The following is a 14,716-nucleotide window of genomic DNA, read 5'->3' on the forward strand; positions in this document are numbered from 1 at the left end:
TCATGGCATTTCCAACTTCAGTTAACGATCAAATCACGGATTCAGTTACTCAGGCAAACGTAAAAGTGCTCGGCGATGCGCCGGCAATGTCGATGGGTAACTTGTTTCAGGCTACCTCGCAGGCCCTCGCCAATGCAGCCCACAACGCAACGACCGCACAGCAACAAATGGCGGTGGCCGCGCAGGCAGCGACAACCATGGGCGTCACCACACTCTATTCTATTGACACCGCATCGACTGGGATTGCTACCACAAAGATCCTGGGTAGTTAATCTTCAACCAAACAAGTGCCTGACCGATTCTCGAGGCGGGCACTACGACTCACTGAAGTGCTGTGCTCCATCAGCACTTCTTCACTCCCAGAGAGAAGATTATGAGCGAATTGAAAACAGACGGAGCGACTATTGATCCGACTCCCCTTCCAGAAACCAACGTCGAGGCGCAATCCAGTGCACCTGATTACCAGGCTACTCACGCCCAATTGGACTCAGAGCAAACTCAAAATCCTGAAAACAACATGCAGCAAACAACAGACATGCCTGTTCAGCGTCAGTCAGAAGCAATTCCGGGCGAACAGACATTACAAGGAGACCGCTATGACTACATCTATGCGCTGGGACAGATAGACATAGTATTTCCAAACGAAGGGCTCAAACGACAATTCCTGAGTGCAGCGATGGCGTTAGGCGTAAACGAAAAGGCTTATTATGCCGTATTCACAAATAAGTCTCAGCCAGTTGGTAACCCTGCCCGGTACAAGTATTTATATCTGGCAGAGCAAGTAGATTGGGTATTGTCTGTAAATCAGAAACACTGTTATGTATTGAAACCGGTCACACCAACTGAACTGGAAGCGCTCATTGAAGCATTACAGCCCCCCAATAATACACTGGAATCGGTTTATACCTGCGTGATTGGACACATCACCAGCGGCCACGATACGTTAGAATTACCAGAAGTCATTTGCCAGCAGGTCTACCATCAGACTTTGTCTCAGCTTCATCAGACAATTCAAAAAATATCGAGCGCTGAAACCAACGCTATTCAGGATGTCATCAGAGAACTTGAAGTTGAGCCCAATCCGGGACGCAGTGATTTCGACAGAGCCAAAAATTTCATAGCCTTCAGATATCCCAACATCTATGCACAAACACACACAATGAACACGGGCACGAACACACTCCCCAGTGCGTCTCTGGTCAGGATCACATTTAGCCGGTTTGATGCGCTGTCTGACCACCGAATTGTGGATATCACACTGACCTACAAAGAAAACACCTCTACCAGGCATCATTACTATTTTTGCCGGGTCGATGTCAGTGGCCTGTATCCCTTTATCAATACTGAAATACAGTCTTTCCTGCCGCTTCAGACTCTGTAAGCGCCAGATTTTTGGCTAAGGAAACCCATAATGAACACGCCCACACACAGTTCCGTCCCGGTACAGCGCGTTGCAGAGCATAATCGCGGTGAGCTTATCTATGCAATCGGAAAAATACGGCCCAGCTTCCCGGCTTTAAACCTCGAAAAACAATATGAAGCGGCAGCACAGTCTATCAAAGCCAATCCGGACGACTTTCACACCGTCTTTAATTATCAGGTGACGACTGACAATCAGCCACAACTGACTTATCGACCATTTTTGTATCTGGCAAACCAGGCTACCTGGGTGCTGACGATTAATCTGGTCGATACTTATGTGCTCAAACCGGAAACACCCACTCAGCTTGATGCACTCATTAACACGACAAGTCAGGCGCAATCGACCTATATTGTGAATGGCCAAATGACCGGATTTGACGTTCCTTATTACAGTGATGGCACCATCTTGCCCTTGGTGTGTGTCAAGCATTTGATTAACAGTACCGACATCACAGTGCCCACACTGGCTGACGGCCAGCCTGCTAATCGCCCGTTGCCACTACCCGCGTTAAAACCGAGCGTTGGTCTAAGCGCCAAAGACAGGGCTGGTAACTATTTTTTGAGTCACTTTTATCAGATTGTGGTTACTAACGCGCACACTTTGGTGCTGCAGGACGTACAGGCTATCCATGTACAACCTTTAAATGACGAGTCAACGCAGCAGAGTTTTGAGTTTATCCTGACCGACTCAGATCGCATGCGTTATGCCTGTAGCATTGATGTCACCAATCAATATCCCTTTGTCTCATCACGGCTTTCGCCGTTTGCAAAAAGTAATTAAGGAGGCCATATGACTCTGTCTATTAACAATCAACAAAATATGCCGTCACTTCATGCAGCAACAGCACAGCGTATGTTTGAGGCCGTGCCAGATACAGAATTCACGAAGCAAATATCTCGCTACGTTTATGCTGTTGGGTTTATCAATGCAAAGTTTCCCACTCTGAACCTGGAAAAAGAGCTCTATCAGAATAGTCTGACCGGCAACAACGAAACCCAGCTGGCCATGCTCGAAAACATCAATGATGACATTGCCCTGCAACGGCTGAATCGAAATAACCAGTTATACCAAACCCTGTTTAAAGGCTTAAGCCTGGCCAAAAACCGCTATATTGCTCGAAACATGCATTGGATACTGGACAATCGATACAATGAACAAATGTTTACCCTGCACACCCCAACGGATGAATTGCTCACGCAGTGCATTACGGCACTCGGGCGGGCACAAAATGATGACGCGGGACAAGTGGTCATCGTCGGACAACTACAGCCATCTAATGCCGTGCTGGTACAGGCGATAGTGCCGGTCAGTGCACTGCCATTCGGTGAAGTTCTGCAGGAAGAAAACCAAGGTAAGGACCAATTTAAAAACCTGGTCAAAGAGATCACATCACTCGACATATCGGCCGGTGATACCGATTCAACAAGGGCACTCAATTATACGCTGTATAACAACCCCACTATTTATCAGCAGTCTTACCATTTATGTTATCAAAGCCGCCGTGACGGCCCAAATCCAAATGGCTACCAGCTGATCAATGTGGATGCAGACACCAGCCAAAGTGGCGACAGATTAGTCGCCGACGTGATCTTTACCTATCAGGGCATTAACACCGGAGCGATGCAGTTCTGGCGCAGCCGGGTTGATGTCACCGGAGAATATCCGTTTATGGTGTCCTGCTGGGAGCAATACCTGCCAAACAACCAAAGTTAACCCTTTAAGTTTTATAATCACCTTGTTTCAGAATGAGCCCGAAGCCGGCGGTTGTATTACGTCCAATCCAGATCGGGCCGTTCAGTGCCAGTCCCCATTGCCACCGCATTTTTGATAAACACGCATTTTTGTGTATGATTATCCCTACCAAAGGAATGAATTATCCATCAGGGCGTGTATCTGTGTTTTCCAAGCCATTATGCCAATTCATAAAAGCGCTCCCCCTCATTGTGGCCCTTATTGCGTTCTTTGCCTCTCATAACATTTTAGCCAGTGCATTTGTGCACTTTAATAATGAGCAGGGTCTGTCACAGAATATCATTTTTGATATGGTGCAGGACCACCAGGGCTATTTGTGGTTATCCACTCAGGATGGCCTTAACCGCTATGATGGCAGCAAGTTTACCGTATTCAGACCTAATCAACCCAACGCTGAGGGTATGACAGATGGCTACATTTTCCCGCTTGCTCTGAGCGAAGACAATCACCTGTTTTTGGGCACCAAATACGGTGGCATCAACCGCTTGTTACTGTCAGATTTGACGTTTCAGCTCCCCTTACTTAAGGAGCAACGGATCAGCGCCTTATTGATTGATGGAAAAGTGGTCTATATTGGCACTTTTAAGGGCGGAGTATATCGTTACCAGCTCCAGACGCAGCAGATTGAGCAACTATTTAGCGTGGAGAACGCCCCTGTTTATGCACTCCATGTACAAGGCTCCCTGTTATGGGTAGGCAGCCATGGCCAGGGCCTTCATCACTTTGATTTGGTCAACCACCAGACTGTTCGCATAATGCTAAACAACACGCCGCTTGCCAGTCAGATACATACCAGCCTCTTTGCTTTTGAGTCCGATAACCAGGGCGGACTATGGATGGCAAGCCAGGGTGGCGGGCTTTATCACTTTGACTTAAAAAGTAAAACACTGACTCAGTTTGATAAGCAAAATTCACCACTGCGTACTAACGACCTTCGCGATATAACACGCGACTCCGAAGGTAAACTGTGGATTGCCAGCCGCGGTGGGGGCGCTTACTTGCTGGATACTAAATCACAGCGCTGGATGGTATTTCAACATGATCCGTTTGACCCTTATAGCCTGGCTCATGACAGGGTGTATTCCGTACTGGTTGATAATACCGGTTTTGTCTGGTTTGGCACGGCAAATGGTACCAGCAAACTAGATCCGTCGACATTAAACTTCACCAAATTCAATCAAACCAGCGGTCTGAGCAATAAGGATGCCTGGGCTTTGATGGAAGATACACAACAACAACTCTGGTATGGCAGCTGGGGCGGTGGTATTGATATTTTCGACCAAACACTGGCACGAGTCGCACATTTTGATGATCAGACTCAACCTACCCGGCTGAGCAGCAATGCCATCAAGGCGCTAGCACAAGACGGCCAGGGAAATGTCTGGGTTGGGCACTGGCAAAACGGGCTTGATGTCATTGCGTCCGACGGCGCTGTGACACACTATCATAGCGGTAACTCTGCGCTGCGCAGTAATCAAGTTTACTCTCTGGCAGCAGACAATCAGGGAGGGCTTTGGATTGGTACACGGGATGCCGGATTGCAGCACCTGAATACAAGCACACGTGTCTTTAGCAACCGCTTTGCTCACCCCGCGTTGAGCAAAGGTCGCATTAGCGCGATTTATCCTGACGACACGGGGCTGATCTGGGTTGCCAGTGATGGCGGTGGTTTACTCAGCTATGACCCTGTCACCAGGCAGGTTGAGCAGTACCGCCATCACCTCAACAACCCCAGCCTGACACACAACTCTGTCAGGGGCATACTCAAAACCCACCAACAGACTTTGTGGCTCACCACTGCGCGGGGACTTAGTGTTTTTGACCTCCAGACACGGCGCTTTCTCGATCATCCGGCAAGTCGACACTTTGCCGCACAGAGTCTTTACGAAGCCAGGCAAGATATCGAGCACAATATCTGGATAAGCACCAATCAGGGTTTATGGCGCTGGGACACAGCAATTAACAACGTGACACATTTTAAGGCACAAGATGGCTTACAGGGGAACGAGTTTAACGCAGGAGCCGCACTGGCGATGGCTGACGGGAGGTTGATTTTTGGCGGCACACAAGGGCTTACCCTACTCGCACCTCCGTTTAAAGTCCCATCCCAGGTTCCAGCGCGCCTTGTCCTGGCAGGGTTAACAAAAGATCAGTCTGCGCAACACAAGGCCATGCTCGACACGCTCAATAATGACCCCAGTTTACCCCTGACGCTACCACATGACACCCTACGCCTTTCCCTGCAATTTGATTACCTGCATTTCAAAGCACCGGCTTTACACCAATTTCAATACCGGCTGAAAGGATTTGAAGATCATTGGCAACGTGTTCAAGGTGCCAGACTCATGGTCGATTACACAGGCGTCCCCCCCGGCGAATACCTTTTACAGGTTACTGTCTCCGGCGATGATAAAACCGCAACAGCCAGCTTTCAGCGTGCCGTCGTTGTCGCAACGCCTTGGTATCAGAGCATCTGGGGCTACCTGCTTCAGGCTCTGGCGATATGCGCTTCAATACTGTTGCTGTTTTTAGCCTGGAGTGCACGGTTGAGGCAACAAAAAGACCTACTGACAAAACAGGTCGCGGCCAGAACTGCACAAATAGCCGAGCAAAAATCTCTGATTGAATCGCAGGCACAAACTCTGGCAGATACGCTGGCGGATAAACGCCGCTTTATTACCCGGGCCTCTCATGAATTGCGTACACCTTTGTCGCTGATCCTGGCACCCAGTGAAACCCTGCTGGCACAAGAAAGAGATGGCTTTAAACGTCAGCAACTCTCATTGATCCAAACTCATACACTCCACCTTAAGTCACTCATCGACCGAATGCTACAACTGGCCAGATATGACCATGATCCGGACCTCAATCAGGTGAGTCATTTCTCAGCCATTGCTGATGACCTTTGCCGTGTTTATGCGTCCCAGCCAAGTCACAATGTCCGGTTTTATTATGATATTGAGCCCAACCTGTATGTCACAGCATCTGCCGATGCAGTCAAAGATTTGCTACATAATCTGCTAAGTAATGCTTTCAAATATACCATCCATGGGCATGTACGCCTCAGCCTTACCCGGCAACAGTCTGCAATTATTCTGTGTGTGGAGGACAGCGGCAAAGGTATTGCAGCGGATGATTTGAATGCAATTTTTACTTTGTTTTACCGCGTTGAGCAAAACAATTCTCAGCCGGGGCATGGCGTTGGGCTTAGTATTGTGAAAGAGATTGTTGACAAGCTAAAAGGGCAAATTAACGTTACCAGTAAGCCGGGTCAGGGCAGCCGCTTCGAGGTAACCTTTGAGATACCAGAACACTTGGCACCCGGTGCTCACAGCGCAGCAAGTGATGGTACGGACCAAATGTCTCCTATATCACTACCCAACACATTAACGGCAAATCATCACCGGCTGATTTTAATTGCAGAAGACAATGCGGAACTTCGCACGTATCTGGCGCAGGAGCTTGCGCAACTGGGCCAGGTACTGTGTGCCGAAGACGGTGAGGCGGCTCTGGAGCTGGCACAATTTCACGTACCAGACCTACTCCTGTCCGATGTCATGATGCCAAAGTTGGATGGTCTGGCTTTGCTGGCCGCGCTCAAAAGCCACCCTGCGACCAACCATATTCCCACCTTATTGCTGACGGCTAAACAGGATGAACAAACTCGTTTAAGCGCCCTCGCGGAGAATTGCCTGGATGTATTGGCTAAACCCTTCTCGCGCGATGAATTACTGATGAAAGTGGCAAATGTCTTGCGTTACGTGGATCGGTACCCGACGGCCATGCGAGAAAACAATGCCACAGAACTCATGCGCCAGGACGTGCGCTTACTGAACCAGTTGAATGACTTTCTCGCCAATCATTACTCAGACAACACCCTCACCCCACACTCGCTCGCCCAAGCCGTTGCATTAAGCGAACGTCAGTTGCAACGCAAGCTCCGGCTACTGGTCGATTGCAGTCCGCTGGAATATCTGCGCAATTATCGACTAGAAAAAGCGGCCTCTTTACTAAAAACCGGCCTCCAGATCAGTCAGGTCGCGGCCCAAACAGGCTTTACATCACGCACCCATTTCTCCCGTTTATTCAAACAAAAGTTTGCATGCTCTCCTAAGGACTTTCAAAACAACAAGGTATAACTAGCTGAAAATATTACTAATGTCGCCACAGGCTACATATTAGTCGCGCATAGATACACCCTCAGTTGCAAAAATCATTATGGTTATGGGGAACAACTAATAATGAGGAAGCACCCATGAAATTCAGCAAGTGGAACTGCATTAGACATCTGATTGCCGTCCCTTTAATTTTATCTTGTGCCGTCGGCTGTGGCGGCTCCGGGGACCCCAAAGATACTCCCACACAGCAAGTCGATGATCAGAACAGTAAAAACCCAGACATCCTCTTTGAAGCCCCCAATGAAGTATGGTCAGGGAGTAATTTACAGCTATTTGTGCAGGTGCTAAATGATGACAATAACAATGCTTCCTTTAGCTGGAAAGTGTTGTCCGGGCCTGCGCTGGATTTGAGTAATCACTCAACCGGCGCACTGGAGGTCACCGTACCCAATGTCGATGAGGATACCAACTGGACGTTAGAAGTCACCATTACCGATGAGGGCAAAACTGCAAGCAAACAAGTGACGATAAAAATTAAGCGTAAGGTAAACAGTGTTACGCTGACAGGCATTGTTACCGATCAACCCGTCGCCAATCCCAAGGTCTCAGCCACAGTGGGCGATGTCGGCTTCATAGCCACATCAAATGCCAGGGGCGAATACAGCATTACTCTGGAGATAGACGAGGCCAATAAGGATCAACTGGTACAACTGATAGCCACAGATCCCCAGAACGAAACAATTCAGTTTGTTTCCCAACTTAATACGCTGAATACTTTATACAACACAGCGGGTGACGACCGTATTTTAAATAGTCGGGAGAATTTCCGCGTTAATATCACCAATGTCACGACGGCCGAATATGGTCTGATCAGACAGGCTAACCTGCGTCCGCTTACCAGCACTGAGCTGGCCAGTGCCCGAGCAGGCGTCGATCCCTCACAGCAACTGGTGTTGGCAGCGTTGCTCAAACTGGTGGCAGACAACGATGAGTACTCACTGCCCGCCAGTGTAAGTTCAACACGTGCGCTGGCCAATAATAAAGCCGAGGCCGAAGCCTTTGAGGCTGAGGTGAGAGAGCAAGATCCGGATATCATAGCGCAGACCATAGAAGAGATCATAACCGACCCGAACCTTATCGATGCCGACGGTGATGGCACTCGTCCAACACCTGAGCACCCACTTCAGGGGGCCTGGCAACTGGAAGGTGAACCCGATGTCGCGATTATTATCAAAGACGGTAAGTGGGTGCATATTCAGACTAAGCACAAAGAGGATGAAGAAGATGGACAACCAGGCTACGAAATTGGCGACTTTAGCTGGGACGCCGCCAGTAAGCTGATGACGGTGACATTGGATGACGACACCAATGGTGTATTTGGCTGGGATGAAGATCTCACCACCAAGGCCGAAGTGGTGAATGACAAGCTGGTACTGACCTTTGAACAGGAGCAGCAGGCGATTTCATTCACCCGCATCGAAGATATTAACAATCCACTCGTTGGTGCCTATTACGAAGGTGATCTGGGTGGCGAATTTTACCTTACTGTCTTCAAAGAAGATGGGTATGCCTTCGAGCTGGAATATATTACTTCAAACAAAGGCGTATCCGGCAGCAACTACAGCTATGACAGTAAAACCAACAAAGTACATCTGGATTTGTATCTGGATCAGCTAGGACTGGCTCGGGATCCGGACTTTGTCGCTCGGGCGCAGAATAACACCTTGCAATACAAAGACGGTGATGAAGGAGGCGTTATGAAACGCGTGCTTAACCTGGTTGAGCCCATTGCATTCGATGAGCAAAACATGGCAGGGAATTATACATTAACCATGGATAACAGCAGCGATAAACTGCACCCGATTGCACTGGCACTGAATGCCGATAAAACGGCCACAGTTACTTTTAATGACAGAGCGCACACCGGGGCATGGCGCATCAGTCAGGGGCAGTTGCTCATTAGCGGTAGTGCCACGGATTACCAATATGCCTTTGGTGTGATAGTTACACCAACACGAGAAACAGAAGATGGCATGAAAGTACTTAACCTGACGTTTGTAGAGCCTGAGGTAAGTAATGACAATGACGACCCCAGAAATCATGGCTTCTCGCTTGCCACACTGAAGAAGCAATAGCGCTTCTCCCTTTAAAAAGCGTGATGGACAATCACGCTTTCTTTTTTTATCGGCGTATTATTTGAGTTTCGCTGCAATACCTGCCACGTGTTGACCCTGAAACTTAGCCAGCGCAAGCTCTTTATCTGATGGCTGACGGCTACCATCGGCCCCGGCAATACAGGCAGCTCCCAACGGCGAGCCCCCCCTGACTTCTGAAATATCCGTTAACTCAGCCGCTGCATAAGGCAGTCCAACAACCACCATGCCATGATGGAACAGGGTTGTATGAAAAGACCCAATGGTCGTCTCATTGCCGCCGCCCGTCCCGGTAGATGTAAACACGCTGCCGACCTTGCCAATCAGCTTGCCTGCCGCCCATAAGCCACCAGTTTGATCTAAGAAATTGCGCATTTGCGATGCCATGTTGCCAAAGCGTGTCGGTGTGCCGAAAATAATGGCATCGTAGCGCTCCAACTCCGCTGGAACAGCAACCTCAGCGGCCTGATCCAGCTTAACACCGGCATTCTTAGCCACTTCTTCCGGCATTAACTCAGCAACACGTTTAATTGTTACTTCTACGCCCTCAACTGACCCTGCGCCGTCAGCAACGGCATGTGCCATGGTTTCGATATGGCCATAGCTTGAATAATATAACACCAGTACTTTTGTCATCGTCGTTTCTCCGTGCGCTGTCGAGGCTTTCCCCGACAGCAACTGTTTTAACCAGCTAACCATGTTTGATTACTTCTTACGTTAAGTATAGGCATGTGTGCCTGTAGACCAGGGTGATGATTGCATAGTTGATTGAGAACGTAATTACGTAAAAAGTGAAAGGTTTGTTCTATTTACAAGAATGTATAAATCACACTTTACCGAAAAATTTGCCGAGCAGCCTGGGATAGTAGGTCAGGACAATAATGACAATAAACACCGCCATAGTTGCGCTGCCAAACCAGTATACGAGCCCCCGTGAAATTCCCCAGGAAAAAACACAGACCAACAAAGCGATAAGGTTCAAGCCAGTACCACTGATGCGCAATAACCACCGCCGCCATTTGGAAGGGGACATTGATGACCCAACAATCCGACTGTAATGACGATACATCGCCATGCTGAGCAGCGTGAAACCAAACAACAATAGCATCAGTATCAGCGTATTCAGCATACTAGCGGCTCCTTTTTTGCTATATGTGAACTTGCATTTTGGCGGGACACGACAGCCGCCGCCAGGCCAAAGCAGCCAGCAAATAACAACATGCTGAGATCGAAGCCAAGCATCAACCAGTCTTCATTTAGCAGACTGTTAATGACACTGTGATCCGTGGTGAGCATATTAACCAGAGGGACCAGCACATATACAAGCGTTGTGCACCTCAGCATAGTCAGCCACTGAGCCTGACTTCGACTAGTCAGACAATACAAACAACACAGCAGTATTGCAGTGAACAATGTATGCATCTCCCAGGCAGCACGGTCAGACATTGCAACAGGCAGTAGCCGGTTGCTCAGGAAATAGCAGCCGATTGCAATCGGCAGACCGAGCAGAACGCCTCTGTTTAGCCGAACAATTAAAACAATAAGCATTGACGGTGTGGCCTCTTTCATCATCTGCTTTTTTAACCAAATGATCATCCCGGAAGCTATCATCGCAGCGCCAAATAACCCACAGAGAAAATATAGCCAGCGCAGATAGATATCGGCAAACAAGCCTTCATGAAGATGCTCCAACAGGTCATAAATCGCTGCGGCCCGTCCGACTTTGCCCGATGCGATTTCAACCTCAACCCGTTCTGCGCGGGCGTGATACTTGAGCAATGAGGCAAACTCAACCCCTTCACTGGCCTCAAACCAGATCTCTATGTGCTCATTAGCAGTGTTCCTGTCAATGACGCCGACGAAGTTTACTGCCTGGTCGGAAACTCGCTGTTTTGCATCCGCCAGTGCTGCATCTACATTTAGCTGAGCTGGCAAAATCTCAGTTGCTATGGTGGTGTAGTCCTCCAGTTGAGAGGCATCATAAAACTGACGATGCATCTGCCGGCCTTCACCATATTGAGTATCAATGACCTGAGACATAGTCACTCCCATGAGCAACATAACGCCGCTGTAGGTGATCATAAAATGAAACGGCAATGGCAATACACTGAAGACATTGTGAATATCCAGCCAGGAACGCAGACCTTTAGCATTTCGAAAAGTAAAAAATTCCGCAAAGATCTTCCTGTGAATGATCACCCCGGTCACCAGGCCAGTTAACATTAGCATACCTGCCAGACTGGTCAGTATATATCCCGCCAGCGGCGGCACATAATGCAAGTTATAGTGCAGCCGGTACAGGGTTTCTCCGCCGCTGGTATCGCGGACAGACAAGACTTCTCCCGACTCTGGCCGCAGAGGCTTTTCGTGCCACTGACGACGAACCTGGTTCTCTGGATCGCCTGGCTGTAGCCAGGAAATTTCAATGTAGGGATCCCGGGAAGTAGGCAAACTGACATACCACTGAGATGCATCATCAGCGTGTTCAGCAAGCTGTGCCATCGCCAGCTCAATGGCCTGTTTATCCGAAACATCATTGCTGGTCACAATTTCGGGTTTCATCCAACGGTCGATTTCGTTTTCGAAGTAACCGACGCTGCCAGTCACAAAGATAAAGTACAACAACCAGGCAAACACCACACCGCTCCAGGTATGCAGCCAGCCCATGGACTGTCGAAATCTTGCTTTCATACTGCCTCCCACGCAAAGAGCAACTGGATTGAACCATACAGCAAGACTATAAGCGTCGTTACCAGTATGGTTGCACGCCATGCACTTCTGACAGCAAACACGCATATAATGACAAACGTATAAACAACAAAACTCCACATCATACCGGCAACGATGCCATCTACTTTGTTGTCCACTAGCAACTGAGAAATGGCGATAGCGGCAAGATTTGCAATGACAAATCCGCCAACCAGGGCAAGTAATACCCGCCAGCCAAGCGCAACGGCTTGAGCAGGCTTTGCTGATAAGCTCATGATATTAAAACCATAGTGTAAAAAATGGGCACCATATCAGCCACAGTCTACACAAGTACTATGGCTGATATCGTTTGAGATTAGAATTGATAGGTCAGAGTCAAACGAATATCACGACCGGCTTCTTTGATACCAACCACGTTTTCATACCCAGGGATATGACCATAGTCGGCGACGCTGCCATGACTGCGATATGATTCGTCGAGCAGATTTTGAACAGACAAGTCCACTTTCAATGCTTCGAACGGCGTATAACTGATATATGCATCAACCAATTGATAACTTGGCTTACTGATGGTTTCCAGCTCAGTGACCCAGCCCAGCTCCATAGAGCGATGGAACACTTCAATATCGTCCAGACTGGCGACATAGTGATAGTTCCAGCCTAGTTTAATCTGCTCATTCAGGCGGTAGTTAAAATTAACATTGACTGAGTCACCAACCGCATTACCCAGACCACCATATTCATAAGCCGCCATATCAATGCCATTGATTATGACTGGTTTAGTTGAATCCGGATCTGCTGGGTCTGGCCAGTTAAACACGGCTTTATTCAGTTCAACATCATTGTTGTTATAGCTGACAATTACATCAAAGTTATCAGCCTGATATCCGCCAACCAGCTCAACTCCTTTGCTTTGCAACTCACCGATGTTTTCATAAAAAACGCCTTCACGGCCCTTAAACTTATCAAACACCACGTCATCAATGGTACTCACATACAGTGATGCTTCAAACAGCCAGGTACCGTCGTTGTATTGCAGACCCAGCTCTGTATTTTCGACTTCCTCAGGTGCAAGGTTTTCATTAGGTGTCAGTTCGCCTATCGTAAAGGCATCCGCGACCTGTCTGCCACGCAGTGCTTCGGCATAGCCCACCGACAATTTAAGGTGTGCGGCAAGCTCATACACCAGCCCCAGGTTTTTGCTGATCCCATCCTGTTTTTTTGTAGAAAATGCGTTACTGGTTGTCACCGGGTTGCCATTTGCATCTTTTTCGATGACCCAGGCGCCGTCGACTTTCACCCAGTTTGCATCAATGCCCGTGTGATCAAGCTCATAGCTGTCGTGACGCAGGCCAAAACTTACCAGTAAGTCATCTCGTAGCTGCCAATGATCCTGTACATAGAGCCCGGTAACGGTGCCCTCTTCATCATAGATCCCGCCAAAATCGGCATAAGATTTGGAGTCAACTTTGTCGTTTTTGCGCTCGATACCATAAGTGACAGAGTGTGTACCAATGTCGCTGGTATTACGTATATCAAAGCCGGTAGTTTCGATAGAGGCATCCCAGGTATGTAACTCACGTTTGAACGATGACTCGGTTTGATACACTGTGGTTTCAAGATTAACCAGGGGGCTGTAATACCAGGTATGGTTAAGTACCAAGGTTTCGCGCTCGCCCCAGGACGCAAACAAAGGGTCGGTTTCCAGTGGTGCCCAGTTGGTTTGCTTGCCAAACTCGCCCTCTTCTTTGCGGCGTTCATAACTGACCACCAGCTCCTGAGTGTCTGTCAGTTGTGTATTGATTTTCACAAACCCCAGGGTCTGATCCGCAGCAGATCCCGGAATTTCCCGGCCATCACCATCCTCCATGTTATCCCGACTGACAGTGACATACGAGGCCAACACCCCAACCGAATCTGTGACTTTACCGTACAAAGACACGCTTTCTTTGTGGCCATCATTGGTGAAATAGCTCGCTTTGGCTGTTCCGCCAAATCGTTCGCTGGCCTTGAGTAAGTCATCGGCACTTTTGGTTTTAAAGCGTATGGCGCCCCCCACAGCGCCAGAGCCTGCTGTAGCTTCACCGGCCCCGGCTTGTACTTCAACGCTGCGTAGCAGTTCAGGCTCTATCGCGACACGGCCGATATGGTGAAACAAAGTACTGGTTTGCGGTGCACCATCAACAGTGACATTCACCATGGAATCTTCCAGACCCCGAACAAAAATCTTTTGTGCAATCCCCAACGACCCGCCAACAGTCACTGACGGGGTATGACGAAAAATATCCTCCAGATCGTTCGCCTGGTAATTTTCTAGCACTTCTGGCGTGATCTCAGAGTTGGTTGTAGCACCAACCACGGCTATTCGCTCTATGTGCTGTTTGTCAGTGTCATCACCTGCAATCTCAGCATGGGCATTGGTTGCAAAACCGGTCAAAGCGACCGTACAGGCTACAAGGCTTTTCTTAAACAAATGATTCTTATGTGGGATAAATGGCATGATTTACATCTCAGTCAAACAACAGTTAAAAGTATAAATCGGAATTATTGTCATTTAGACT

11 protein-coding genes are annotated in these 14,716 nt (G+C 48.5%); 6 read left to right on the forward strand and 5 right to left on the reverse strand.

The annotated features are described in order from the left end of the window. The first annotated feature begins 2 nt into the window (after positions 1-2). From MHN33_RS04070 to MHN33_RS04095, 6 genes are all read left to right on the forward strand, one after another. Positions 3-272, forward strand: a complete 270-nt coding sequence (locus MHN33_RS04070) for a RebB family R body protein (protein WP_239395920.1) — start codon at positions 3-5, stop codon at positions 270-272. 101 nt (positions 273-373) lie between these two features. Next, positions 374-1,381, forward strand: a complete 1,008-nt coding sequence (locus MHN33_RS04075; RefSeq protein WP_239395922.1) for a hypothetical protein — start codon at positions 374-376, stop codon at positions 1,379-1,381. Between the two features lie 30 nt (positions 1,382-1,411). Beyond that, entirely contained in the window at positions 1,412-2,203 is a 792-nt protein-coding gene (locus MHN33_RS04080; protein WP_239395924.1) for a hypothetical protein, read from the forward strand. A 9-nt stretch (positions 2,204-2,212) separates the two neighbouring features. Next, on the forward strand, positions 2,213-3,136 hold the full coding sequence (locus MHN33_RS04085; RefSeq protein WP_239395926.1) for a hypothetical protein: 924 nt from the start codon (positions 2,213-2,215) through the stop codon (positions 3,134-3,136). Positions 3,137-3,417: 281 nt separating this feature from the next. After that, positions 3,418-7,314, forward strand: coding sequence for a two-component regulator propeller domain-containing protein (locus tag MHN33_RS04090; protein ID WP_239395936.1), 3,897 nt, complete (start codon positions 3,418-3,420; stop codon positions 7,312-7,314). A 116-nt stretch (positions 7,315-7,430) separates the two neighbouring features. Next, entirely contained in the window at positions 7,431-9,428 is a 1,998-nt protein-coding gene (locus MHN33_RS04095; protein WP_239395938.1) for a hypothetical protein, read from the forward strand. Between the two features lie 57 nt (positions 9,429-9,485). On the opposite strand, the gene wrbA is transcribed toward MHN33_RS04095, so the two are convergent. The 5 genes from wrbA to MHN33_RS04120 all read right to left on the reverse strand — a co-directional run bounded on the left by wrbA (position 9,486) and on the right by MHN33_RS04120 (position 14,655). Further along, entirely contained in the window at positions 9,486-10,082 is a 597-nt protein-coding gene (wrbA, locus tag MHN33_RS04100) for an NAD(P)H:quinone oxidoreductase (RefSeq protein ID WP_239396670.1), read from the reverse strand. Positions 10,083-10,272: 190 nt separating this feature from the next. Beyond that, the gene (locus MHN33_RS04105; protein WP_239395940.1) at positions 10,273-10,575 is read right to left on the reverse strand and encodes a DUF3325 domain-containing protein; all 303 of its coding nucleotides are present in this window, start codon (positions 10,573-10,575) and stop codon (positions 10,273-10,275) included. Beyond that, entirely contained in the window at positions 10,569-12,137 is a 1,569-nt protein-coding gene (locus MHN33_RS04110) for a PepSY-associated TM helix domain-containing protein (protein WP_239395942.1), read from the reverse strand. The genes MHN33_RS04105 and MHN33_RS04110 overlap by 7 nt, the downstream gene beginning before the upstream one ends. Further along, entirely contained in the window at positions 12,134-12,430 is a 297-nt protein-coding gene (locus MHN33_RS04115; protein ID WP_239395944.1) for a hypothetical protein, read from the reverse strand. Before MHN33_RS04115 ends, MHN33_RS04110 begins: the two co-directional genes overlap by 4 nt. Before the next feature lie 80 nt (positions 12,431-12,510). Next, on the reverse strand, positions 12,511-14,655 hold the full coding sequence (locus tag MHN33_RS04120) for a TonB-dependent receptor (RefSeq protein ID WP_239395955.1): 2,145 nt from the start codon (positions 14,653-14,655) through the stop codon (positions 12,511-12,513). Between the last annotated feature and the right edge of the window lie 61 nt (positions 14,656-14,716).

The sequence above is a fragment of the Pseudoalteromonas sp. OOF1S-7 genome (assembly GCF_022347765.1).
Classification (GTDB): Bacteria; Pseudomonadota; Gammaproteobacteria; order Enterobacterales; family Alteromonadaceae; genus Pseudoalteromonas.

Coding starts and splice junctions, on each gene's coding strand:
- MHN33_RS04070 (WP_239395920.1), top strand. CDS start 3: ATGGCATTTCCAACTTCAGTTAACGATCAAATCACGGATTCAGTTACT.
- MHN33_RS04110 (WP_239395942.1), bottom strand. CDS start 12,137: ATGAAAGCAAGATTTCGACAGTCCATGGGCTGGCTGCATACCTGGAGC.
- MHN33_RS04120 (WP_239395955.1), bottom strand. CDS start 14,655: ATGCCATTTATCCCACATAAGAATCATTTGTTTAAGAAAAGCCTTGTA.
- MHN33_RS04105 (WP_239395940.1), bottom strand. CDS start 10,575: ATGCTGAATACGCTGATACTGATGCTATTGTTGTTTGGTTTCACGCTG.
- MHN33_RS04075 (WP_239395922.1), top strand. CDS start 374: ATGAGCGAATTGAAAACAGACGGAGCGACTATTGATCCGACTCCCCTT.
- MHN33_RS04080 (WP_239395924.1), top strand. CDS start 1,412: ATGAACACGCCCACACACAGTTCCGTCCCGGTACAGCGCGTTGCAGAG.
- wrbA (WP_239396670.1), bottom strand. CDS start 10,082: ATGACAAAAGTACTGGTGTTATATTATTCAAGCTATGGCCATATCGAA.
- MHN33_RS04115 (WP_239395944.1), bottom strand. CDS start 12,430: ATGAGCTTATCAGCAAAGCCTGCTCAAGCCGTTGCGCTTGGCTGGCGG.
- MHN33_RS04095 (WP_239395938.1), top strand. CDS start 7,431: ATGAAATTCAGCAAGTGGAACTGCATTAGACATCTGATTGCCGTCCCT.
- MHN33_RS04085 (WP_239395926.1), top strand. CDS start 2,213: ATGACTCTGTCTATTAACAATCAACAAAATATGCCGTCACTTCATGCA.